Raw genomic sequence first — 20,628 nt, forward strand, 5'->3', positions numbered from 1 at the left:
TTTTGGTCTAAGAAATCTCCGCCAACTTCGATTCTCTTATTAAAGCTTCTACCTCATCAAACCTTCCTTCATGAAGCAGTTCAACTATTTTGCTTCCAACTACAACTCCATCACAATAACGAGTCATTTCCTTCACTTGTTCAGGTGATGAAATACCAAATCCCGCTAATACTGGAATTGGACTAATTTCCTTAAGCTTTTGTAAATATGGGCAGACGCCATTTTCAAACTGATTTCTGGACCCTGTAATTCCTGTAACAGTCACGGCGTATAAAAAACCTTTGCCACGACTTGAAATGGCTTCAATTCTCTCCTTTGAGCTGGTTAAGGTAGCAAGTCGTATTAGCTCAATTCCACCCCGTTCAACCTCTGGTGCAAGCATTTCTTCCTCTTCAATAGGGAGATCTGGAATAATGAGTCCATCCACACCTGATTTTGATGCATCTTCAATAAACTTATGAGTTCCATAGCTATAGATAGGATTTAAGTACGTCATAAGAATGAGAGGAACAGCTACAATAGGTCTAATATCCCTTAAAGTATCTAATACCCCTTTTAAGGTCGTTCCTTGCTGCAGTGCCCGAATTCCTGCTTGCTGAATGGTTGGACCGTCCGCAACAGGATCGGAAAAGGGAATCCCGATTTCAATAGCGGTAGCCCCGCATTTTTCCAAAAAGACGATTCTCTCCATTAAGGCATGGAGTCCTCCATCTCCCGCCATGATGTAGGGGATAAAGGCTTTTTCGTTCCTTTTCTTCAAATCACGAAATACTTTCTCCAAACGATTCATCATCTATTCTCCCCTTCTAACTTTGCTTTGATTGCCTGAACATCCTTATCACCACGCCCTGATAGACATATGACAAGTCCTTCCTCCTTATTCATCTTCGGTGCAAGCTTAAGAGCAAATGCAACCGCATGGGCACTCTCTAAAGCAGGAATAATTCCTTCCAATTTAGACAGCAATTGAAAACCCTCTAGCGCTTCTTGGTCGGTGATTGAATCATAAGTAACACGACCCTCATCATGTAAATAGCAATGCTCCGGACCTACTCCTGGATAATCTAATCCTGCTGATATGGAGAATGCCTCTTGTATTTGACCTGCTTCATCCTGCAACAAATACATTAATGCTCCATGTAATACCCCTGGTCTACCCTTTGAGAGGGAGGCAGCATGTTTGTCTGTGTCAACTCCGAGGCCTGCAGCTTCCACTCCATACAAGCTTACCCCTTCATCTTTAATAAATGGATAAAACATCCCCATGGAATTACTCCCTCCACCTATACAAGCTACAAGCGCATCGGGGAGTTTTCCTTCTTTCTCTAAATACTGTTGCTTGGTTTCTTCACCGATGACACTTTGAAAATCACGTACCATCATAGGAAATGGATGTGGACCCATTACTGAACCTAAAATATAATGGGTATCATTGACATTTGAAACCCAATATCTGAGAGCCTCATTACATGCATCCTTTAATGTCCTGCTTCCGGATGTGACACTCACTACTTTCGCCCCTAATAACTCCATTCTAAAGACATTTAGCTCTTGTCTTTTGATATCCTCTTCTCCCATAAAAACAATACATTCGAGGTTTAAAAGGGCACATACAGTTGCTGTTGCCACTCCGTGTTGTCCAGCTCCCGTTTCTGCAACAATTTTCTTCTTCCCCATACGAACAGCAAGAAGTGCTTGCCCAATCGTATTATTAATTTTGTGAGCACCTGTATGGTTTAAATCCTCTCGTTTAAGATAGATTTTAGCACCTCCTGCGAAATTTGTTAAATTTTCTGCGAAATAAAGTGGTGTTTCTCTACCTACATAGTCTTTTAACAAAGTATGACATTTATGATGAAATTCTGGATCTTGTAATGCCATTTTATAAGCTGCCTCCAATTCCATCACAGCAGTCATCAAAGTCTCTGGAACAAATCTCCCTCCATAAATACCGAAATGGCCCTTTTTATCTGGCATTGCGTATGTGTTCATCGAACTTCCTCCCTTTGCACCTTGTTTGCTTTTTCAATAAAAGTTTTTATTTTTCTAAAATCCTTTTTTCCGTTTGTTTCTACCCCACTACTAACATCAACCATATCAGGCTTAACTCTTATAATTGCTTCATCTACATTATCTTCGTTTAATCCACCTGCTAAGATTATTTTTTTTCCTTCTCTATTAAAATCCTCTAAAAGGTCCCAGTTAAATGACTTTCCGTTTCCACCACGGTATTTCTCCTTAGGGCTATCAAATAGGATGTATTCACAAGGATAATTGAGTGCATTTATGAGGTCATGCTTTGAAGCAACACTGATAGCTTTTACAACAGGGACAGAAACCCTATTACAATATTCCGGCGTTTCATCTCCGTGCAGCTGAACGATATTAATTCCTGTTTCCTTAATAATATTTTCAATGGTTAATAAGTCTTCGTTTACGAATACCCCAACCTTTAAGAGGCTTTCTGGTAATTGATCTATGATTGCTTTTGCTTGTTCTATGGTTATCCTTCTTTTGCTTTCTGCAAAGACAAATCCTAAAGCATCAGCTCCAGTTTCGACAGCAAATCGGGCCGTTTCCATATCCATAATTCCACAAATTTTTACCAACATTAGGCTTGCACCCCTTTGAGAGGTATCTTCATTTCCTTCAATGCCTTCGAGACATTTGGATGAGTCATAAATGCTTCACCGACAAGAATACCATTTGCCCCTGCTATTACCACTCTTTCAACATCTTCTTTTGTTTTAATACCGCTTTCACTAATAAGAAAAGCACCATAGTTCTTGATGTCACTCGCTAATCGTTCAGTCGCTGCCAGGTCAACGTGAAAGGTCTTTAAATCGCGATTATTGACTCCGATTAATTGATTTCCTGTTTTTAGTACTCGTTCAAGCTCTTCCTCATTGTGAACCTCCATTAATACCTCTAAATTCTTGTCTTGTGCATATTGATAAAGGGTTTTCAGTTCCCGATCATCTAAAGCCGCAGCAATCAAGAGAATAATATCTGCCCCAGAAGCATAGGCATATTCTATTTGAATTGGATCAATAACAAAATCCTTACATAATATTGGTTGATCAATTACCGAACGAATTGCACGCAGATCATCAAAGCTCCCTTTAAAAAAAGGATAGTCGGTTAAAATAGAAACAGCATCAGCTCCCGCATTCGTATAAAATTGAGCTTGTTCCGTTGGATCGAGCGAAGGATTAATATCACCTTTAGACGGTGAGGCTCGTTTAAACTCCGCAATAATAGAAATTTCCGTAGCTTTTGATAGCTTCTTTATGAAGGAACGGTTCTTTCGTTCTACTACAATCTCAGGCTTGCCATCCTTTTTCAGTTTATTAACCTCAACCTTTTTTTCAGCAATAATTTTATCTAAAATTGTCCCCATTTATCTCACTCCTAGTTTGTAGCCTTTGCTTTTCTCTACTAATAGCTCTAATTTCTGAAGGGCAGCACCAGAGTCAATGATCTCCCCAGCAAGATTAACTCCTTCTTTGATGGATTCAACCTTTCCATTTGCAAAAATAGCGACTCCTGCATTTAGAAGAACGGTATCTCTATAAGGACTCTTATCTCCCTTTAATACCCTTAATAAAATATCTGCATTTTCCCTTGCATCCCCACCCCGAATTTGTTCGTTTTGAACAATTGGCAATCCGACCTCCTCAGGATGGAGCAACACTCTCTTGATTTCGCCATTTTCTAATAAAGCTATTTGGGTTTCTCCCTGTAAGGAGGCCTCATCCATATTCCCTGATCCAGTTAGGACAACCGCTCGTTTTCTACCTAACGTCTTAAGTACTTCAGCAAACATGTCAATCAAATCACTTCGGTAAATCCCAAGTAATTGCGAATCGAGATCCACTGGATTGGTTAGAGGTCCAATTAAATTAAAGGTAGTAGGGATACGTAAATCCATCCGAACCTTCATAATTCTTCTTAAATTTGGATGCACATGTGGAGCAAACAAAAACGCAATCCCGATTTCCTCCAATAATTCTTCAATGGCTTCCTGTGAAAAATCCAACGAAATTCCTAGGTATTCCAGAACATCCGCACTTCCTGTCTTACTCGTGATGCTTCTGTTCCCGTGCTTCGCCATTGGAATTCCTGCACCAGCAATAACAAAAGCTGAGGTGGAACTGACGTTAAAGCTGCTTGATTTATCCCCGCCAGTACCACAATTATCCATAACATTCGGAATTTTCTTATTAAATTTTAGAGATTTACTTCTTAATGCATTTGCAATCCCTGCTATTTCCTGTGCTGTTTCACCCTTCATTTTCAACCCAATCATCAATGCAGCAATTTCACTATCAGAAACCTCATCAGCAAAGATTTTTTCTATTGCCTCTCTCATTTCCAATTCAGTTAATGATTCCCCTTCAGATATACGCTCAAGATAATCCCTCATTTTTATTCCCCTTTCCTATTTCGTTCAAGAAATTTCTTAGGATTTGCTTTCCTGTTTCTGTTCCTACTGATTCCGGATGAAATTGTAATCCATATAATGGGTAATCTTTATGCTTCATTGCCATAATTTCCTGATCATCCATCGATTTTGCCAAAACCTTAAACCCACCTGCAAGTGTTTCAGGCTTAACAATTAAGGAGTGATAACGCATGACCCCAATTGGCTGTGATAAATACTCAAAAATATAGGAACCTGTATGAGTCATCTTAGAAATCTTCCCATGCATAACATTTCTAGCTTTTTCTATCGTTGCCCCAAATGCATAGCCAATCGCTTGATGGCCTAAGCATATTCCTAAAATTGGGATTTTCTTATATAACTGCTTGATGACCTCAATACATATACCGGCATTCTCTGGCTTACCTGGACCAGGTGAGATAACAATGGCTTCTGGTGCAAGTTCTTCTATTTCAGAAATCGTCAAATCATCATTTCTTTTTACGACAATCTCACAACCAAGTTCGCCTAAATATTGATACAAATTAAATGTAAAAGAATCATAATTATCAATTAGTAAAATCAACAGCTATACCTCCAAAAACGTTTTTAATTTATGAAGTGTTTCCTCGTATTCCTTCTCTGGAAGGGAATCATAAACAATTCCTGCTCCACCTTGGATAAAAGCCTTTTGATCCTTGATTAAAGCTGTTCGAATGGCAAGAGCAAAATCCATATTACCGTTAATCGAATAATAGCCAATGGCCCCTGAATAAACTCCCCTTTTCTTATCCTCAAGCTCATTAATAATTTCCATTGCTCGAATTTTGGGAGCTCCAGATACTGTTCCTGCTGGAAGACACGAGATTAAAGCATCTATCGGTGATAGTGAATCCTTTAACCTCCCACTTACTTCGGAAACGATATGCATGACATGCTTGTATTTTTCAATTTCCATATACTTTTCTACTTTAACAGAACCAAAGTCACTCACTCTGCCTATGTCATTCCTCCCTAAATCTACAAGCATCCGGTGCTCCGCTAACTCTTTCTCATCTTGGAGGAGCTCTATTTCAAAATGTTGGTCTTCCTGCTGTGTTTTTCCTCGCGGTCTGGTTCCGGCAATCGGGTTCGTAATAATCTTTTCCATATTCCCTTTAATTAGGCTTTCTGGTGAAAAGCCTGCTATCACATAATCATGAAAATCCAGATAATACATATATGGGGTTGGATTTTTCACCCGTAAATTTCGATAAAAGGAAAAAGGATCCCCTTGGAAATCAGCATTCATTCGCTGTGATAATACAATTTGGAAAATGTCTCCTTCCAAGATATGCTCTTTCGCTTTCTCCACCATCTTGATGTAATCCCCACGTTTGATGGAAGCTTCATAGGATGAAATGGTAAATGGTGGAGCCTCTAAAGGATCAATTGATAATATTTCAGCCTTTCTTTCTAAAAGACGTTCTGCTAATTGTTCGATTGTTGTCGTTTCATTAAAAGGAACAGCAACTAAGTAAACCTTCTCCTCTAAATGATCAAAAACGACTACATCCTCAAACATCATAAAATGAACATCTGGTACACCCAATTCATCTATCGGAACCTCTCCAATGTATTCATAATCCCGTATCACATCATAACTTACGTAGCCCACTGCCCCTCCAATAAAGGGAAGATTAATATCACAAAGCTCTGTATTCACCGGGATTTTTTTCTTTAACACTTCTAATGGCTTTTCATCAAGTATTTCCTTTCCTTGCGCCTTTAAAATTTCCGTTTTTCCATTGATCCCCTTTAATTCGAAGGTCGGATTTACTCCGATAAAGGAATACCTTCCTGTGTTCTCATGCTTCAAGGAGCTTTCTAGTAAAAACTTTTTCCCTTTTAGCCTTTGGAATATGGAAATTGGTGTTAAGGTATCCCCTTGGAGTTCCTCCACAAGAGCTTTCTTTTCATAGGTTGATCGCCCCATATTTCTTTCCCCTTTCAAATAAAATTTGGTAGAAAATAAAAAATCCTCTATATACACATAAAAACTGTGCATATAGAGGACGATTAATCACCGCGGTGCCACCTCATGTTGAAGCAAAAATACATGCTTCCACTTTTCGGGTACTATAGACGAGAATAGTACAGTACCGATTCCTGCACTTCGATTTCCTTTCACTCTACCCATACCCTATCCCAATAACGGTGGAATTCCGTGCTTCCCTACTAAAGGTTCAAGAAGCCTCTCGTAAGCCCATTCCAATGAATTCCTTGTACCGGTTCTCACCCAATCCGGCTCTCTGCAACAATGACTTTTCATTGTACTCTTCTTACTCGACGATTTTTGATATTATTTTTTTATAAACACAAAAAGGGCCCCCATCCAAAAAAAAGGACGAGAAACCCGTGGTGCCACCTTTATTAGCTAACATTAGCTCACTTTAAGGATATCCTTGATTTACTTGGAGTCCATGGGATTCCTTTGTAATCTTTAATATCCGTCTCATATAACGTTGAGACCACTCGCCAAGGCCTACTTCCTTAAAGGGTTCGGTTTGGGGCTCAGAAGTCCATTCACCTAAAACGAATCACTGATTTGCACCATCCATCAGCTCTCTTTAAATTCCTTTTTAAGCTACTCCTCTTCCTCATTGCCATTTTTATTAATGAAATCATCTTAATTCTTATTCCAATGATTGTCAAGATAATTCCGAATTTTTTATACTATTTTAAATAACAGGATTTATTTATAATAGGCTTTCTCCAAGCTTTCAAGCCACTTTTCCGCAAGCTCTTTTACCGCCAATATTTCTTCGATGGCTTTTTTATTTTTCCGATCGTGAAACATAATTTGATTGGCATAGAGAACAGAGACTTTTTCTTGTGTACGTTCAATTAATTTGACCTGAGAGCTCTCCTCTATCAAACCCTCTTGTACTACACGAAAAAAATATCCTGTATATCCGGTTTCAACCATTCTACTCAACAAAGAATCCACACCATTGTGCTTAGAGATTTTATCGCAAGGAATTCTTCCTTGTGTAATCTGTACAATGGTTTCTCCAATGGAATATGTATCTCCTATATAAACATCCTTCTCCAGCATTTCAGTCACACATAGATTCTCCCCAACAGAAGGAGGTTCGAAGCTTTGTTTAAATTCATTTTCCCATTTAGCATAATGTTCGAAAGGATAGACGCAAACGGCACGATCGGCTCCACCGTGATATTTATGATTAGCAACATCATCATCGATAAATCCTTGCTTTCTTAAGAAGGCAGATTGGACCCTTTTTTTATTGATTGCTGATTCTTCGTTTTTCCCCTTCCAGATAACATTTTTCGGCATCCCTATACTTAAACTAATAATTTTCCCCATATATTTCACCCAGTTCAATAGTATTCAAACCTTCACCTATATTTTAACTTTACTTCATCCATTTGCCAATTACTACGAAAACTGAATTCCAAATAAAGGATTCCGTTTTATTCATGAGTTTTCGTCATTTGGTTCATATTAATCATATGTTTACAAATGGATTTTTTATTTTTGAAATGCTCCCTGGAAATTGGATAATAATCAAAAGGCAGGTTTGAAAATGGAACATATAGAGAAGTTTCAATCCAGTAAACCAATGAATAAAACCGATCAGCAATCAAGCGGAAAATCTAAAGGTGGAAAATTACACGGGAAATTTCTTGTCATTGCGGCATTATCCTCTATTCCTCTTGTTATGACCTTAGGAAATTCCATGCTCATTCCTGTTTTGCCTTCAATGGAAAAGCATTTAAATATTTCTTCCTTCCAAACAAGTATGATTATTACCGTATATTCCATCCTAGCGATTATTCTAATTCCAATTGCAGGTTATTTATCTGACCATATTGGAAGGAAAAAGGTAATTATTCCAAGCCTTATATTGACTGGAATCGGGGGATTTATTGCAGGATGGGCGGCATGGAAGATGGAGGATGCGTATATGGTAATATTACTTGGAAGAGCTTTACAAGGAATTGGCGCTTCAGGTGCTTTTCCCATTGTACTTCCTTTAGTGGGGGATTTGTATAAAAATGAAGAAGAGGTAAGCAGTACCCTCGGAATCATTGAAACATCCAATACCCTTGGTAAGGTGTTAAGCCCTATTTTAGGAGCATTCCTAGCAGGAATCATCTGGTATATCCCATTTTTCTCTATACCCATTTTTTGTGCTATCTCTTTATTGCTGATGATTTTCTTTATAAAAAGTCCAAAATCAAAAGCTGAATCAATTCCCTTTAAGCAATTTATTAATAATATAAAGAAAATATTTGTCCATAATGGTAAATGGTTATTCGCAATATTTACCATAGGGGCTATTTTAATGTTTATCCTATTTGGGGTTCTTTTCTATCTTTCTGATGTTTTAGAGAAGAAATATGCAATAACCAATGTAAAAAAAGGCTTATTATTAGCAATTCCCCTTGGGGCTCTTTGTCTCTCCTCCTTTATTACAGGAAAAAAAATTAAAGAAAATAAAATTTTGATGAAGTGGATTACCTTTTCAGGAATTGCATTGCTTTCAATTTCAACAGCTATTTTAAGTTTTTCGGACCAACTTTGGTTCCTTCTTGGTCTGTTTGTCCTTGGTGGTATTGGCATTGGCGTCAGTCTTCCTTGTTTAGACGCATTAATTACCGAGGGAATCGAAAAGGAGCAAAGAGGTACAATTACCTCAATCTATAGTTCAATGAGATTCATTGGAGTAGCTGCAGGGCCTCCAATCATGGCAGTTTTAATGGCAAAAACAGAGAACATATTGTTCTATATTCTTTGTGGATTAGCGGCATTTTGCGTCCTTCTAACCTTGATATCCATCAAACCAGACAAAAAAACCTCATAAAACCATACCAAAGCCTCAAGCTTTGGTTTTTTCCATTGCAATAAATTCATTCAATTTTGACAATGGAAAATAAATGATAGTAAGATGTATCTATACCATTTTTTCTATTTTTATGGAAATTAAAGGGGAATTTTGAATGGAAGAGAATCAATTATATCTTATAACCGCCATTACCTTTTCTTTTTGCTTTTTTTTAGCCCTTTTCCTTGGTAGTAAAATTGTAATAAGAAAGCAAAAAGTAGTTAAAAATTTACTTCTCCCTATCCTTACTTCTATTTATATATTTTCTCTTATCTTTTTGTTATTAAAAACTGCTGGGGCAAGTATTAATTATCAATTATTTTCGATGAAGATTATTATAGATTTCTTAATACACACGGGAATGTATATTATTCTATTTCAATTTATCTATTTTGATAAGAAAAAGGAAGGTACATTAAAAAATTTTCTCATATGCTTTGGATTAGTAGGAAGCACGATAGCAGTTGCCCAGCTTTTGTATTATCAATATTTACCTGGACTAAACTTAAATTATTTAAATCTATTATTATCATCAACTCTCTTTCTTCTTTTGGTTTTTCTGTCCATTCGATTAATTCAATTAATCTACATAGATATCATGGTGAACAAAAAGAATCCACCGCTATGGATTATCCTTTCCTCCTCCTTCTTCTCTAGTATTTCCATCGTTTTTGGAATCTTGGAGGTAATAAAAAGTGTCAAAGGAGATTTCGACTATTTATCTGTTACGATCGAGGTTTTTGCTATTCTTCTCTTACATGTGATGACAGCTATCTATAGTGAAAAGCAATTTTATGAAAAACAATCTGAGTGGATTAAAACAAAAAAACGTCTATATTATCTTGCCTATCATGATCCTTTAACTAGGCTATCGAATCGGCGAGAAATTTTTGAAACAATGGAGGACTGGATTAGTAAAAGTAGGCCATTTGGGGTCTATTTCATCGATTTGGATCATTTTAAAAACGTTAATGATTTATTAGGCCATGATGTGGGTGACCAATTGCTTATTCAGATGGGGAATAGAATGGACCAAATGATAGATAGAGCTGATATTGTCGGTAGAATTGGTGGGGATGAGTTTATCATCCTCAAATCAAAGATAAATGAATCCGAATTACCATCATTTGCAGAAAACTTAATTGATTGGATTACTGCTCCCATTTATTTACATGATCAAGAAATGATTGTGACAACGAGTTTAGGTGTTGCCCATTTCCCTAACCATGGTACAAGTGCCATTGAATTATTAAAAAGAGCAGATATGGCTATGTACCAATCAAAAAGCGGTGGAAGGAATAAGTTTTTTATCTACGAAAGAGAGTTAGACAAAAAAGTCCTGCGCTCCTTTCAGCTTAAAGAGGATTTAAAGCTTGCATTAAAAAAAGAGCAATTATCTCTCCACTATCAGCCTAAGGTTGATGTGAACAATCAGAGCATTAATGGTTTTGAGGCCTTACTCCGGTGGTACCATCCATCTCTAGGAAATATACCTCCTGCTGAATTTATCCCATTAGCTGAAGAAACAGGGATTATTATCGAGATTGGAAATTGGGTATTACATAAGGCTTGTAAAGATATTGTCAAAATGAACGAACAATTAAATCGAAGCTTTAAGGTATCCGTAAATTTCTCAATTAAACAACTGATCCAGAAAGATATTATTGAATCTATTCAAGAAATTCTTGAAATTACAGAAATCTCACCGAATTTATTAGAATTAGAAATTACAGAATCAGTTGCTTTGGGAGATTTACAGGCTGCAATGAAAACTTTTAAAAAGATCCAGGAACTAGGTGTACAACTTAGCATCGATGACTATGGGACTGGATATAATTCTTTAAGTAACTTACATGAATTAAGAATTCAAAGATTGAAAATTGACCGCTCTTTTATAAAAGATGTGAGAAGCAATACCCATTCAGAAACAATAGTCAAAACGATTGTCGCCATGGCTACACATCTAGGACTCTCTATTACTGCAGAGGGCGTTGAAACGTTGGAACAATTAGAATTTTTAAGTCAGATAGGCTGTGATGAGGCTCAAGGATTCTATTTCTCTAAGCCAAAACCGTTAGATGAGTTAATAGAAATGATTAGCTAAAGGTTTTCCAATTGGCTTCCTATTGAATAATGAACAGAGGGCTGCCCATAAGGTCACCCTCTGTTCATTTAGTTAGATTGATAGATTTAGTTTCCTTTTAAACGGGGCTTTGTTGGATCACAATTTGGCTGTTTTACATCTGTCGTTTCTGATAGTTTAGTTAAATAATAGCATTCCTCTCGCATCATATGGTCAGCCATTAATGGTGCGAAGATCCCCAATGCTTGTGCGCTCAGTTCCAATTCTTCCATTTCATGAAGGAAATTCATAAATAAGGCCATTTCCATTGATGTATCTTGATTAAAACGTGATAAAGCTGGAAAGGAGTGTAGGTTTGTGCGAAGATAACCTGTCATTTCAACTGCTTTTAAATAAAATGCCTCGAAATCCTTTGTAAATTGGTCACTTTTCATTTTGATTTTCTTTTCTATTCGATCCATATTATCTGATATTGCCCCGGCGTGTCCCGCAGCGTCTAAAAGCCAAATTAAATGATGATGAAGCTCGTGAACCTGTGGTGGAATCTGCCCTTTTCTCACATATTGTAAAATGCGAAGGTATTCCTCTAATTCGTTTACCATGTGACTGATGAAGGTTGGACCTAGATGAATCGTAATTTTTCCTAATAGCAGCCTTTCTACTATACTCAATTTAAATTCCCTTAGTTTTAATGCCTCCTCTTCTGCTCTTTTGCTTAGTTCCATTAAATCATTGACGTCGACACGCCCAAGCAGTTGATCAAAGGTTTGAATGAAGTAGGTTGCATTTTGAATGTCGTTCATTTCTTTTGGAGAGAGGGAATCATGGATAAATCTTGCATGATCCCCTAAAATTTGAAGCCAAAATTTATGTTCAAATTTTGCATATTTTTCAAAGCTCATTAAGCTTCTTCCTCCTTTTTAATGCTCTTCTTTTAAATTTATCGATTACCCGTATAGTTTATGACGAATAAATTGGAGGATTAGTGGATTCTGAGGGCCTTATGATGATGAGTTTTTCAAATTTTGAAATGGAGGTCTTGTATATTTTGTTTTTGAAATTCCTTTTATTTCCTCCGTCAATCATTTTTGCTTCTAATGGTGTAAAACGAAAAAGCTAACCCCCACATTAAGGGAAGTTAGCTTTCTTAAAACTAGGATAATAGTCTTTTCTTAAAATTTTTATTGGGAAACTGGCTTTTTCAAAAATCCCATCAATAAAGCTCCAACTATTGAACCAATAACGATTGCAACTAGGTACAATAACCAACCACCATCTACTAATGGAACGACAAACAATCCGCCGTGTGGTGCTCGAAGTCCAATATGGAATGCCATGGAAAGTCCCCCTGCTACTGCTGCTCCAATCATGACAGATGGAATCACGCGAAGTGGGTCACCTGCTGCGAATGGAATTGCACCTTCAGTAATAAACGATAGACCCATGATGTAATTTGTTGTTCCTGCATCACGTTCTTCCTTTGTAAATTTATTTTTGAAGATGGTAGTCGCTAAAGCAATGGCAAGTGGAGGAACCATACCTGCTGCCATAATTGCAGCCATTGGCTCATACACTCCGTTTGCTAATAATCCAGTACCGAATACATAGGCCGCTTTATTAATAGGGCCTCCCATATCAATTGCCATCATTAATCCTAGAAGAATACCGAGTATAATTGCATTTCCTGTTCCAAGTCCAGTTAGCCAGTGAGTAATTCCTTCATTTAATGCTGCAACCGGTTTATTAATTACAAAATGCATTAATAGGCCCGTTATTGCAATCCCTAATAAAGGGTATAATAAAATTGCTTTGATTCCTTCTAATGAAGCTGGAAGTCCTGCTAATGCTTTTCTTAATCCAACAACCACATATCCTGCCAAAAATCCTGCTACTAACCCGCCTAAAAATCCTGCACCACCATTGGCAGCCATCATACCGCCAACCATACCTGCTGCAAATCCTGGACGATCAGCAATACTCATGGCAATAAATCCTGCTAAAACTGGAACCATTAGTGCAAATGCATTCGTTCCACCAACGGTCTTTAGGGCCTCTGCAAAGACATTATAGGATGGATCATTTGGATCTGCCGATTGGTAACCGAACATAAAGGATATGGCAATTAATATCCCGCCACCCACTACAAATGGAAGCATATTGGAAACACCATTCATTAAATGCTTATAAATTGTTGCTCCAATCCCTTTTGTTGATTTTTGCTTAGTTTCTTTAGTATTAGCTCCAGTACCTTTATAAATGGGAGCATTTTGCTTTATAGCAGAATCAATTAATTCCTCAGGTTTTCGAATGCCATTAGCTACTGCGGTTTCAATCACATGTTTTCCTGAGAAACGTTCCATTTCTACCTTTGTGTCTGCAGCAATAATTACAGCCACAGCTTTTTCAATTTCACTAGGGGTCAAAATATTTTTTGCCCCACCGGAACCGTTCGTTTCAACCTTAATATCAACACCCATTTCCTCTGCCTTTGCCTTTAGAGAATCAGCAGCCATATACGTATGGGCAATTCCGGTAGGACAAGCAGTAACGGCAACGATAAACGGACGATTTCCTTGAGGGGTGGATAACCTTTCTTCCTCCATTCCATCATGTGAATCAATAATTGCCAGTACAGCTTCAGCACTTGTTGCCTTCATTAGAGCGTTTCGAACACTTGGTTTCATTAGGATGGAAGATAAGCGTGATAAAGCTTCTAAATGGGTATTATTTGCTCCCTCAGGTGCTGCTATCATGAAAAATAAATGTGACGGTTGCCCATCGAGCGCCTCATAGTCCACCCCTCCAACTGATTTTCCAAATACGATAGCAGCCTGACTAACAGCAGATGTTTTTGCATGTGGGATAGCAATTCCATCTCCAACTCCCGTTGTGCTAAGTTGCTCCCGTTTCATGATTTCTTCCCTATATTGATTGCGATTATTCAACTTCCCAGCTTTATCTAGTACATCTACTAAAGCATCAATTGCTTCACCTTTATTTCTGGCATTCATGGAAAGATTGATTGTGTCTCGTGTTAGCAATTCTGTAATTCTCATCGTACTTCCCCCTATATCTCTGTAATTTGTACTTGAGGTATTAATTCTTCTACTCTATCCTTCGTGCATAAGCCAATTGAAAATGCTGTTGCACTGCCTGTTGCTACACTATATCGAAATGCTTCTTTAACATCCTTCGTTTTTGTATACTGTGCGAGAAAACCTGCAACCATGGAATCACCAGCACCAACAGAGCTTTTCACTTCGCCAACTGGAGCGCTAGCATAGTACCCTTTCTCTCGATTCATGAAAATGGCCCCGTTTCCAGCAAGGGATACGATGATATTTTCAGCCCCTAAATCGACAAGTTTTCTACAGTAAGGAATAGCCTCCTCCCAATTCGTAATCTTTGTATTGAAAAATTGTCCCAATTCATGGTGATTCGGTTTGATTAGAAATGGTTTATAGGAGAGAATACTTTTCAATAAATCTCCTTCTGCATCCACCACAAATTTAATATGATTCTTTTGACAAATACTTAAGATTTCTTTGTAAGTATTAGGAGGCATGGAAGATGGTATACTTCCTGCAACCACCAATAAATCCTCACTTGATAATGAGCTAATAAATAATTTCAGCTGTTCAAAATCTTCATTACTAATCTTGGGACCGGTAGCATTTATTTCTGTCTCTTTTTCACCCTTTATTTTCACATTAATTCTTGTATCCTCTTTTACACGAATGAAGTGAGTCACTATATCTTCTTTTATTAGATAGCTTTTAATAAAATTCCCTGTAAAGCCTCCAATAAAGCCACTTGCTAAACTATTCACTCCCAACCTCTTCAAGACACGGGAAACGTTAATACCCTTTCCACCAGGAAATTTTGTATCCTTTTTGATTCGATTCAGTTCCCCTAGCCTTACAGAATCTAATTCAACCACGTAATCTAGCGAGGGATTTAACGTTACGGTATTAATCATGATGTCACAACCTTTATGGTAGTTTTGCTGGAGTATTGAGCTTCTAGGTCACTATCTAGCTCATTTGTAATGATTGTTGCCTCGTGAAGCTCGGCAATTTTCGCAAAGGAAATTTCGGAAAATTTAGAGGAATCACTCACCACAAACACCTCACGCGCTAGAGAAACAGCCACATTTTTTATCATCGCCTCTTCTTGATCAGGAGTTGTATAACCCATTTGTGGGTGAATTCCATTAACTCCTAAAAAGCATTTATCAAATCGATAAAGCTCTAAGCTTGATAAAGCCCCTCTTCCAATAAGTGCTTTCGTAATTGGCTTCGCATACCCGCCCAATAGGTAAGTATGTATTCCCCTTTCGATTAAGGCATTGACATGAGTTAATCCATTAGTGACAACTACGATATCCTTTGGAAGGTATTGAATCATTTCATAAATAGTAGATCCTGCATCCAAGTATATACAGTCACCCTCTTCAACTAGATTTGCAGCATATTGACCGATTTTTTGTTTTTCTTGATTGTTTTTGACTGCTTTTTCAGTCATGCTTAGCTCTTCTAATTTTCCCTGCAGTCTTGCTGCTCCCCCGTGGATTCTTTTTAAATACTTTTCCTGCTCCAATTGTGTTAAATCGCGTCTGATTGTGGATTCTGAAGTATCAGTAGCTTCAACTAATTCTGCAATCTTAACAATGTTTTTTTCTTTTAGTAATTGTAAAATGATTCGATGTCTTTCAGGTGTAAGCAATTCATCACTCCCTAAAAAAGATTAGTTTCTTATTTATGGTTTCAGTCTACTGTAAACGATTTCAAAAATCAATCAATTTCTTTCAAAAATATTCAATTTCTTTCAACAGCGTTCACATTTTTGAAAGATTTTGATTGTTTCTTGACTGCTTTTAATTATTTATTCACTAAACCACATAAACACATACAAACTAATACTCACCTTCAACTATCAATTTGCTTTGGGGTGAGTCTTTTTATGAATAAATTATTATTATGCTCAAATAATATAATGGAACTTATTTAATGGATGAACCTTGCTAAGGAGTGAAAAGAAGGATGGAAGCAAATAGAGTGAAACAAATCCTATCATCATCTGCTGACGTAGAAGTAAAATATAATGGTGCATCGGTCTGGATTGACCAATTAAATGAGGATGGTAGAACAGCAACTGTTCATCTAAGAGGTCCTCTTGAGGAAAGAACCATTGTTGAAATTGATGAACTAACCGAATCCTGAATTATTTTATTTACGAGTGCTAGTTCAATATGATATCATCAATATATTGAGTATTATATCTAACTAGATACTACATATTGTGTAATTTGTTATTCGATCTACTTGTCTCATTTTTTCCCGTTTCTAAAATGGAACGGGATATTTTTTCTAAAAATTACCTAGAGTCAGGAAATTGGACCAAACTCAATCTAATAAATCAAAAACTAATCCTAAAAAATAGAAAAGACACTATGTTGATGATAGTGTCTTTTGATCATAAATGATAAATATTTATTCCATCATATTTTCGTAAAAATAATGCCAATCAAGGCCGACAATACTCCAAATACTTGATATATTTTTAACCGTTCTCTATAGAACCAGCAGCCTCCTAAGATAACCACCAAACAATTTAAGCTGACAATTGGAAAAACAATGCTGGCGGTACCTGTATTTAAAGCGAAGAAATACATCCCATAACCTGTAACACTAAGTAAACCAACAAGTGCTCCAATTTTCACCTCAGATTGATTCCATTTCTCTTTTTCTACTACACTATTAATTGCAAGATATGTTGTACCCGCACCATACATGCAAATCAATGTATCGATGGAGTCAATGTGTAAGTAGGTAGATGTTTTCATTAGGATCCCGAGAATTCCAAATGAACAAATAGCTAGGATCACTCTAATAAGCCAAGAACCATAATTCTTATTAGCAGAAGTACTAGATGAATACTGAATTACTAGAGCAGAACCAAGGATTAAAACAATCCCAAACCATTGAATAAGGGTAATCTGCTCGTGAAAAATAAACGCAGCACAAATAATCGGGAAAATGGTATTTATGCCGATCAATGGTGCCGTTAGACTAGCTGGTCCCACATCATAGGCCTTTGTCATTTGAATATTTCCAATCGCATTTAAAATACCAATCAAGGCTCCAATCAATACTGTTACTAAATTTAAATCTGGTATCCCTACCATCATTCCATAACCAATTGATAATATAAAAGCAACAAGATAAAAGAAAAACTGAATATGAATCTTTGAAAGCCCTCTTTCTGTACACCACTTAAAAATCATATTATTCGTACCGAAGCAAAGCATTGTGATAAATGCAGCTGCAATCCACATGATGATCCTTCTTTCTCTGATTAATCCCATATTATTCTAATACCAGAGAAATTATTTCACAATACTTTTTTGGTATATTTTTACGAAATTGTAATTATCATTTCTTTTGACATTTTATCATCATAAATGTAAATGGTGGTTTATTCTCCATATTCTTATGCGGCTCAATAATTTTCGAGAATTCTATCAATCCATATTTTCCAAATTCCTGCTTGATTGAGTCAGAATCATAAAAAAACATTTTTACTCCATCCATTATCTCGAAATAATCTTTATCCAGTTGTTTGCCCTTTCCATACATAGGGGCTTCCTTTGATATAGTTGTAAAAATCAAATAACCACCTGGTTTTAACTGGTTATAGCAATCCTTAATAAACTTTTCCCTATCATGGTGATTTAATAAGTGAATCAATGCATAGCAAAATATTCCATCATAAAGTTTGTTATCAAAAGGCATGTCGATTACTGAACCATGAAAAATATTTATATTCATCCCATTTTGTCTTGCCAAATCAATGGCTGTTTTTGAAATTTCAATACCTGTTACATTTATTCCTTTATCAAGAAAAACCTTTGCATTTCTACCATATCCAATACCAGGAATCAATATATCCTTTACTTTCTTTTCAAGGAAAAACTCACTGGTCCATATTGCAGAGTCTGAGGGTTCAAAGCCCCACATCGTTTGATTTTCAATAAAACTCGATTCCCAAAATTCTGTCATGCCTTAGGTCTCCTTTTCAAATAATGTTCCTCTTTCCTAAAAATCTATTGTTAATAGGATTAAAATTTTAATTGTTCAAATTTGTATCTTCTACAATTTTCCACCTAAACATAGCAATATTATCGCATATTCATGACTTCTTAACATTAATTTAAAAATCTATCTGTAGAGAAGACTCAAAAAGCCCCTTCTTAAATATGGAATAAATTAAATGATTAATGGTAAGCTTACCATTCCACGGTAGAGCTAGAAACACGCTTAATTCCCCTTATGGATGCTATTTTTTCAATTAGCGAATGCATAGCGAGGTCCTTATTTTTCGCTTCAATCATGATGTCAAAATCATGATTAAGTTCCTTTGCCATTTTTAAGAAAGGCATGATGAATTCCAAAGAGACATAATCTGAATGGGACCGAAAAGCAGTATCCGATTTTGGTGAAGAGATATGGACCTTTGGCAGGAGATTCCTATTATGCCAGGTGTGGAAGATACTCTCTAGGTTTTGGGATAAATCCACCTCTCCTGTATTTGCCATATGGTGATGGTAATCAAGAATCAAAGGGATATTTTCCTTTTCACACGCTTTGAGGGTTTCCTCCACGTTATACGTTTTATCATCGTTTTCTAGGGTCATATGCTCTTTTATATGGATGGGTAATTTTTTTACATTTTCGTGAAAACGTTTTAGGGAAGTGGTCTTATCTCCATATGATCCACCAATATGAATATTGATGATTGCTTGTTCTGTCACTCCCATTTCTTCTAGCATGGCATAGTGGTATTCCATATCTTTCACTGCATTTCGTGTCACGTTATCTTTTGAACTTGTAAAAAGAGTGAATTGATTAGGGTGAAAACTGGGGCGTATGTTTCCTTTCTTTATCAATCGGCCGAGCTCCATCCATTCCTCTTTGAAAGGTGTAACAAAGTCCCATATCACTTCTGGATGAGTGGCTAGAGGGACAAGTGAACTAGAGAAACGATATAAATGAATCTCATGCGCCATGTTATAGTAAAGAATTCTTTTCGTGTGAAGGATATTTTGTGCGGTCACTTCCTTGAGCTTTTCCATCCGCTCGGTTTTAGGAAGTGCAGAATAACGAGCAAATGTTAAGGATTTTGAAGGGCTAGCGTCCCATAAAGCTACTGCATTTGCAACATAACCAAATCGAATTTTCATTATTTGACCCTCAAATAAAATATTTTTCGTGTGAATCGCAATGATTTCTACCCTTTATATATTGTTCTAAAGGGGAAATTTTACACAGGAGGTTCGTATTCCTTTTTATGGAAGAATACTAAAAAATCATTTTTTCATAAAGATTACTTACTGATTGCCAGGCTTCTAAAGAAAAGAAGGTTGCCAGCATCGTAAAAAAAAATGCACAAACCTCAATGGTTCGTGCATTTTTTTTACGATAGCCATTTTGCGAGACCAAATGCCACAGCAGCTGCCAGTCCACCAACGATCATCGTTTGAATAGCATTCTTTCTAGGAGATGCTCCTGTAAATTTCCCTTTTATATACCCAAATACAAGTAGAGCAACCAAAGTGATTATCACAGACATTTTTAAGGCTAATGCCGGTTGGGGAATAACCATGTAAGGAAATAGTGGGATTAATCCTCCAACGATATAGGATATAGCAATTGTAATGGCACTTCTTCGCGCCCTATTTGGGTCAGGCTTCTCAAGTCCTAGCTCAAACCTCATCATGAAATCTACCCATTTATCAGGGTGGTTTTTCATCGTTGCCGTAATAGAATTGATTTGTTCCTCCTCTAACCCATACTCCCTAAACACCTCAGCTACTTCTTCCTCTTCTCTTTCCGGAACTTCAATAACTTCCCTTCGCTCTCTTTCCAATTCTGCTTCGTAATGCTCCTCTTCCGTTTTTCCAGCCAAGTATCCGCCAAGTCCCATGGCAATAGACCCGGCAGCAATTTCTGCTCCACCCGCAGTCAAAATTAAGCCTACGGAATCAACTGCTCCTGACAATCCTGCAGCTAAAGCAAATGGCACGGTAAGTCCATCTGACATACCAATCACAATATCACGAACTAAATCGGAATTCGTAAAGTGTTTTTCTTCATGCATATGGTCGTTCATTGTTTTTCCTTCTTTCTCAATCACTCATTCGTTTAAACGCTGTAAATGCCCATCATTAT

Annotated in this window: 19 protein-coding genes and 2 other annotated features; of the genes, 3 read left to right on the top strand and 16 right to left on the bottom strand. The window is 37.0% G+C overall.

Features of this window, described 5'->3' with window-relative positions; translation table 11 throughout:
* Positions 1-7: 7 nt before the first annotated feature.
* The 8 genes from trpA to BQ6100_RS12235 all read right to left on the bottom strand — a co-directional run bounded on the left by trpA (position 8) and on the right by BQ6100_RS12235 (position 7,793).
* On the bottom strand, positions 8-790 hold the full coding sequence (gene trpA / locus BQ6100_RS12200) for a tryptophan synthase subunit alpha (protein WP_075983556.1): 783 nt from the start codon (positions 788-790) through the stop codon (positions 8-10).
* A complete protein-coding gene (gene trpB, locus BQ6100_RS12205; RefSeq protein ID WP_075981875.1) occupies positions 790-1,992 on the bottom strand; it encodes a tryptophan synthase subunit beta in 1,203 nt (400 codons plus the stop codon). Before trpB ends, trpA begins: the two co-directional genes overlap by 1 nt.
* Positions 1,989-2,612: a phosphoribosylanthranilate isomerase gene (locus BQ6100_RS12210; protein WP_075981876.1), complete on the bottom strand. Its 624-nt coding sequence runs from the start codon at positions 2,610-2,612 to the stop codon at positions 1,989-1,991. Before BQ6100_RS12210 ends, trpB begins: the two co-directional genes overlap by 4 nt.
* Positions 2,612-3,400, bottom strand: coding sequence for an indole-3-glycerol phosphate synthase TrpC (gene trpC, locus BQ6100_RS12215; protein WP_075981877.1), 789 nt, complete (start codon positions 3,398-3,400; stop codon positions 2,612-2,614). Before trpC ends, BQ6100_RS12210 begins: the two co-directional genes overlap by 1 nt.
* Positions 3,401-4,426 (bottom strand): anthranilate phosphoribosyltransferase, encoded by a 1,026-nt coding sequence (gene trpD, locus BQ6100_RS12220; protein ID WP_075981878.1) that lies wholly within the window; start codon positions 4,424-4,426, stop codon positions 3,401-3,403. It abuts the gene before it with no gap.
* Positions 4,410-5,009: an anthranilate synthase component II gene (locus tag BQ6100_RS12225; RefSeq protein WP_075981879.1), complete on the bottom strand. Its 600-nt coding sequence runs from the start codon at positions 5,007-5,009 to the stop codon at positions 4,410-4,412. The genes trpD and BQ6100_RS12225 overlap by 17 nt, the downstream gene beginning before the upstream one ends.
* A 3-nt stretch (positions 5,010-5,012) precedes the next feature.
* Positions 5,013-6,398, bottom strand: a complete 1,386-nt coding sequence (gene trpE, locus BQ6100_RS12230) for an anthranilate synthase component I (protein ID WP_075981880.1) — start codon at positions 6,396-6,398, stop codon at positions 5,013-5,015.
* A 72-nt stretch (positions 6,399-6,470) separates the two neighbouring features.
* Positions 6,471-6,761 (bottom strand) — a binding site (T-box leader).
* 41 nt (positions 6,762-6,802) lie between these two features.
* Positions 6,803-7,075 (bottom strand) — a binding site (T-box leader).
* 82 nt (positions 7,076-7,157) lie between these two features.
* Positions 7,158-7,793 carry an MOSC domain-containing protein gene (locus BQ6100_RS12235; RefSeq protein ID WP_075981881.1) on the bottom strand — a complete coding sequence of 212 codons (636 nt, stop codon included), beginning with the start codon at positions 7,791-7,793 and terminating at the stop codon, positions 7,158-7,160.
* A gap of 220 nt (positions 7,794-8,013) precedes the next feature.
* Between BQ6100_RS12235 and BQ6100_RS12240 the strand changes: the two genes are divergently transcribed.
* Both BQ6100_RS12240 and BQ6100_RS12245 read left to right on the top strand, forming a co-directional pair.
* Positions 8,014-9,294, top strand: a complete 1,281-nt coding sequence (locus tag BQ6100_RS12240) for an MFS transporter (RefSeq protein ID WP_075981882.1) — start codon at positions 8,014-8,016, stop codon at positions 9,292-9,294.
* 136 nt (positions 9,295-9,430) lie between these two features.
* Positions 9,431-11,419: a putative bifunctional diguanylate cyclase/phosphodiesterase gene (locus tag BQ6100_RS12245; protein ID WP_075981883.1), complete on the top strand. Its 1,989-nt coding sequence runs from the start codon at positions 9,431-9,433 to the stop codon at positions 11,417-11,419.
* Positions 11,420-11,505: 86 nt separating this feature from the next.
* On the opposite strand, the gene BQ6100_RS12250 is transcribed toward BQ6100_RS12245, so the two are convergent.
* From BQ6100_RS12250 to BQ6100_RS12265, 4 genes are all read right to left on the bottom strand, one after another.
* The gene (locus tag BQ6100_RS12250) at positions 11,506-12,300 is read right to left on the bottom strand and encodes a DUF2935 domain-containing protein (protein WP_075981884.1); all 795 of its coding nucleotides are present in this window, start codon (positions 12,298-12,300) and stop codon (positions 11,506-11,508) included.
* Between the two features lie 279 nt (positions 12,301-12,579).
* Positions 12,580-14,454 carry a PTS fructose transporter subunit IIABC gene (locus BQ6100_RS12255; protein WP_075981885.1) on the bottom strand — a complete coding sequence of 625 codons (1,875 nt, stop codon included), beginning with the start codon at positions 14,452-14,454 and terminating at the stop codon, positions 12,580-12,582.
* An 11-nt stretch (positions 14,455-14,465) separates the two neighbouring features.
* Complete coding sequence (pfkB, locus tag BQ6100_RS12260) at positions 14,466-15,377, bottom strand: 1-phosphofructokinase (RefSeq protein ID WP_075981886.1); 912 nt, start codon at positions 15,375-15,377, stop codon at positions 14,466-14,468.
* A complete protein-coding gene (locus tag BQ6100_RS12265; RefSeq protein ID WP_075981887.1) occupies positions 15,374-16,123 on the bottom strand; it encodes a DeoR/GlpR family DNA-binding transcription regulator in 750 nt (249 codons plus the stop codon). Before BQ6100_RS12265 ends, pfkB begins: the two co-directional genes overlap by 4 nt.
* Positions 16,124-16,440: 317 nt before the next feature.
* On the opposite strand from BQ6100_RS12265, the gene BQ6100_RS12270 reads away from it, so the two are divergent.
* Positions 16,441-16,620 (top strand): H-type small acid-soluble spore protein, encoded by a 180-nt coding sequence (locus tag BQ6100_RS12270; protein ID WP_075981888.1) that lies wholly within the window; start codon positions 16,441-16,443, stop codon positions 16,618-16,620.
* A 278-nt stretch (positions 16,621-16,898) separates the two neighbouring features.
* On the opposite strand, the gene BQ6100_RS12275 is transcribed toward BQ6100_RS12270, so the two are convergent.
* The 4 genes from BQ6100_RS12275 to BQ6100_RS12290 all read right to left on the bottom strand — a co-directional run bounded on the left by BQ6100_RS12275 (position 16,899) and on the right by BQ6100_RS12290 (position 20,569).
* Positions 16,899-17,765 carry a DMT family transporter gene (locus BQ6100_RS12275; RefSeq protein WP_235816525.1) on the bottom strand — a complete coding sequence of 289 codons (867 nt, stop codon included), beginning with the start codon at positions 17,763-17,765 and terminating at the stop codon, positions 16,899-16,901.
* A gap of 67 nt (positions 17,766-17,832) precedes the next feature.
* On the bottom strand, positions 17,833-18,459 hold the full coding sequence (locus BQ6100_RS12280; protein ID WP_075981890.1) for a class I SAM-dependent methyltransferase: 627 nt from the start codon (positions 18,457-18,459) through the stop codon (positions 17,833-17,835).
* Positions 18,460-18,686: 227 nt separating this feature from the next.
* Complete coding sequence (gene uvsE, locus BQ6100_RS12285; protein WP_075981891.1) at positions 18,687-19,640, bottom strand: UV DNA damage repair endonuclease UvsE; 954 nt, start codon at positions 19,638-19,640, stop codon at positions 18,687-18,689.
* 233 nt (positions 19,641-19,873) lie between these two features.
* On the bottom strand, positions 19,874-20,569 hold the full coding sequence (locus tag BQ6100_RS12290) for a VIT1/CCC1 transporter family protein (protein WP_075981892.1): 696 nt from the start codon (positions 20,567-20,569) through the stop codon (positions 19,874-19,876).
* Positions 20,570-20,628: the final 59 nt, after the last annotated feature.

It is taken from the genome of Bacillus massilinigeriensis, assembly GCF_900117315.1.
Taxonomy (GTDB): Bacteria; Bacillota; Bacilli; order Bacillales; family Cytobacillaceae; genus Bacillus_BE; species Bacillus_BE massilionigeriensis.

Coding starts and splice junctions, on each gene's coding strand:
- pfkB (WP_075981886.1), bottom strand. CDS start 15,377: ATGATTAATACCGTAACGTTAAATCCCTCGCTAGATTACGTGGTTGAA.
- trpC (WP_075981877.1), bottom strand. CDS start 3,400: ATGGGGACAATTTTAGATAAAATTATTGCTGAAAAAAAGGTTGAGGTT.
- BQ6100_RS12235 (WP_075981881.1), bottom strand. CDS start 7,793: ATGGGGAAAATTATTAGTTTAAGTATAGGGATGCCGAAAAATGTTATC.
- BQ6100_RS12255 (WP_075981885.1), bottom strand. CDS start 14,454: ATGAGAATTACAGAATTGCTAACACGAGACACAATCAATCTTTCCATG.
- BQ6100_RS12275 (WP_235816525.1), bottom strand. CDS start 17,765: ATGGGATTAATCAGAGAAAGAAGGATCATCATGTGGATTGCAGCTGCA.
- BQ6100_RS12280 (WP_075981890.1), bottom strand. CDS start 18,459: ATGACAGAATTTTGGGAATCGAGTTTTATTGAAAATCAAACGATGTGG.
- trpA (WP_075983556.1), bottom strand. CDS start 790: ATGAATCGTTTGGAGAAAGTATTTCGTGATTTGAAGAAAAGGAACGAA.
- trpE (WP_075981880.1), bottom strand. CDS start 6,398: ATGGGGCGATCAACCTATGAAAAGAAAGCTCTTGTGGAGGAACTCCAA.
- uvsE (WP_075981891.1), bottom strand. CDS start 19,640: ATGAAAATTCGATTTGGTTATGTTGCAAATGCAGTAGCTTTATGGGAC.
- BQ6100_RS12240 (WP_075981882.1), top strand. CDS start 8,014: ATGGAACATATAGAGAAGTTTCAATCCAGTAAACCAATGAATAAAACC.
- trpD (WP_075981878.1), bottom strand. CDS start 4,426: ATGAGGGATTATCTTGAGCGTATATCTGAAGGGGAATCATTAACTGAA.
- BQ6100_RS12270 (WP_075981888.1), top strand. CDS start 16,441: ATGGAAGCAAATAGAGTGAAACAAATCCTATCATCATCTGCTGACGTA.
- trpB (WP_075981875.1), bottom strand. CDS start 1,992: ATGAACACATACGCAATGCCAGATAAAAAGGGCCATTTCGGTATTTAT.
- BQ6100_RS12245 (WP_075981883.1), top strand. CDS start 9,431: ATGGAAGAGAATCAATTATATCTTATAACCGCCATTACCTTTTCTTTT.
- BQ6100_RS12290 (WP_075981892.1), bottom strand. CDS start 20,569: ATGAACGACCATATGCATGAAGAAAAACACTTTACGAATTCCGATTTA.
- BQ6100_RS12250 (WP_075981884.1), bottom strand. CDS start 12,300: ATGAGCTTTGAAAAATATGCAAAATTTGAACATAAATTTTGGCTTCAA.
- BQ6100_RS12210 (WP_075981876.1), bottom strand. CDS start 2,612: ATGTTGGTAAAAATTTGTGGAATTATGGATATGGAAACGGCCCGATTT.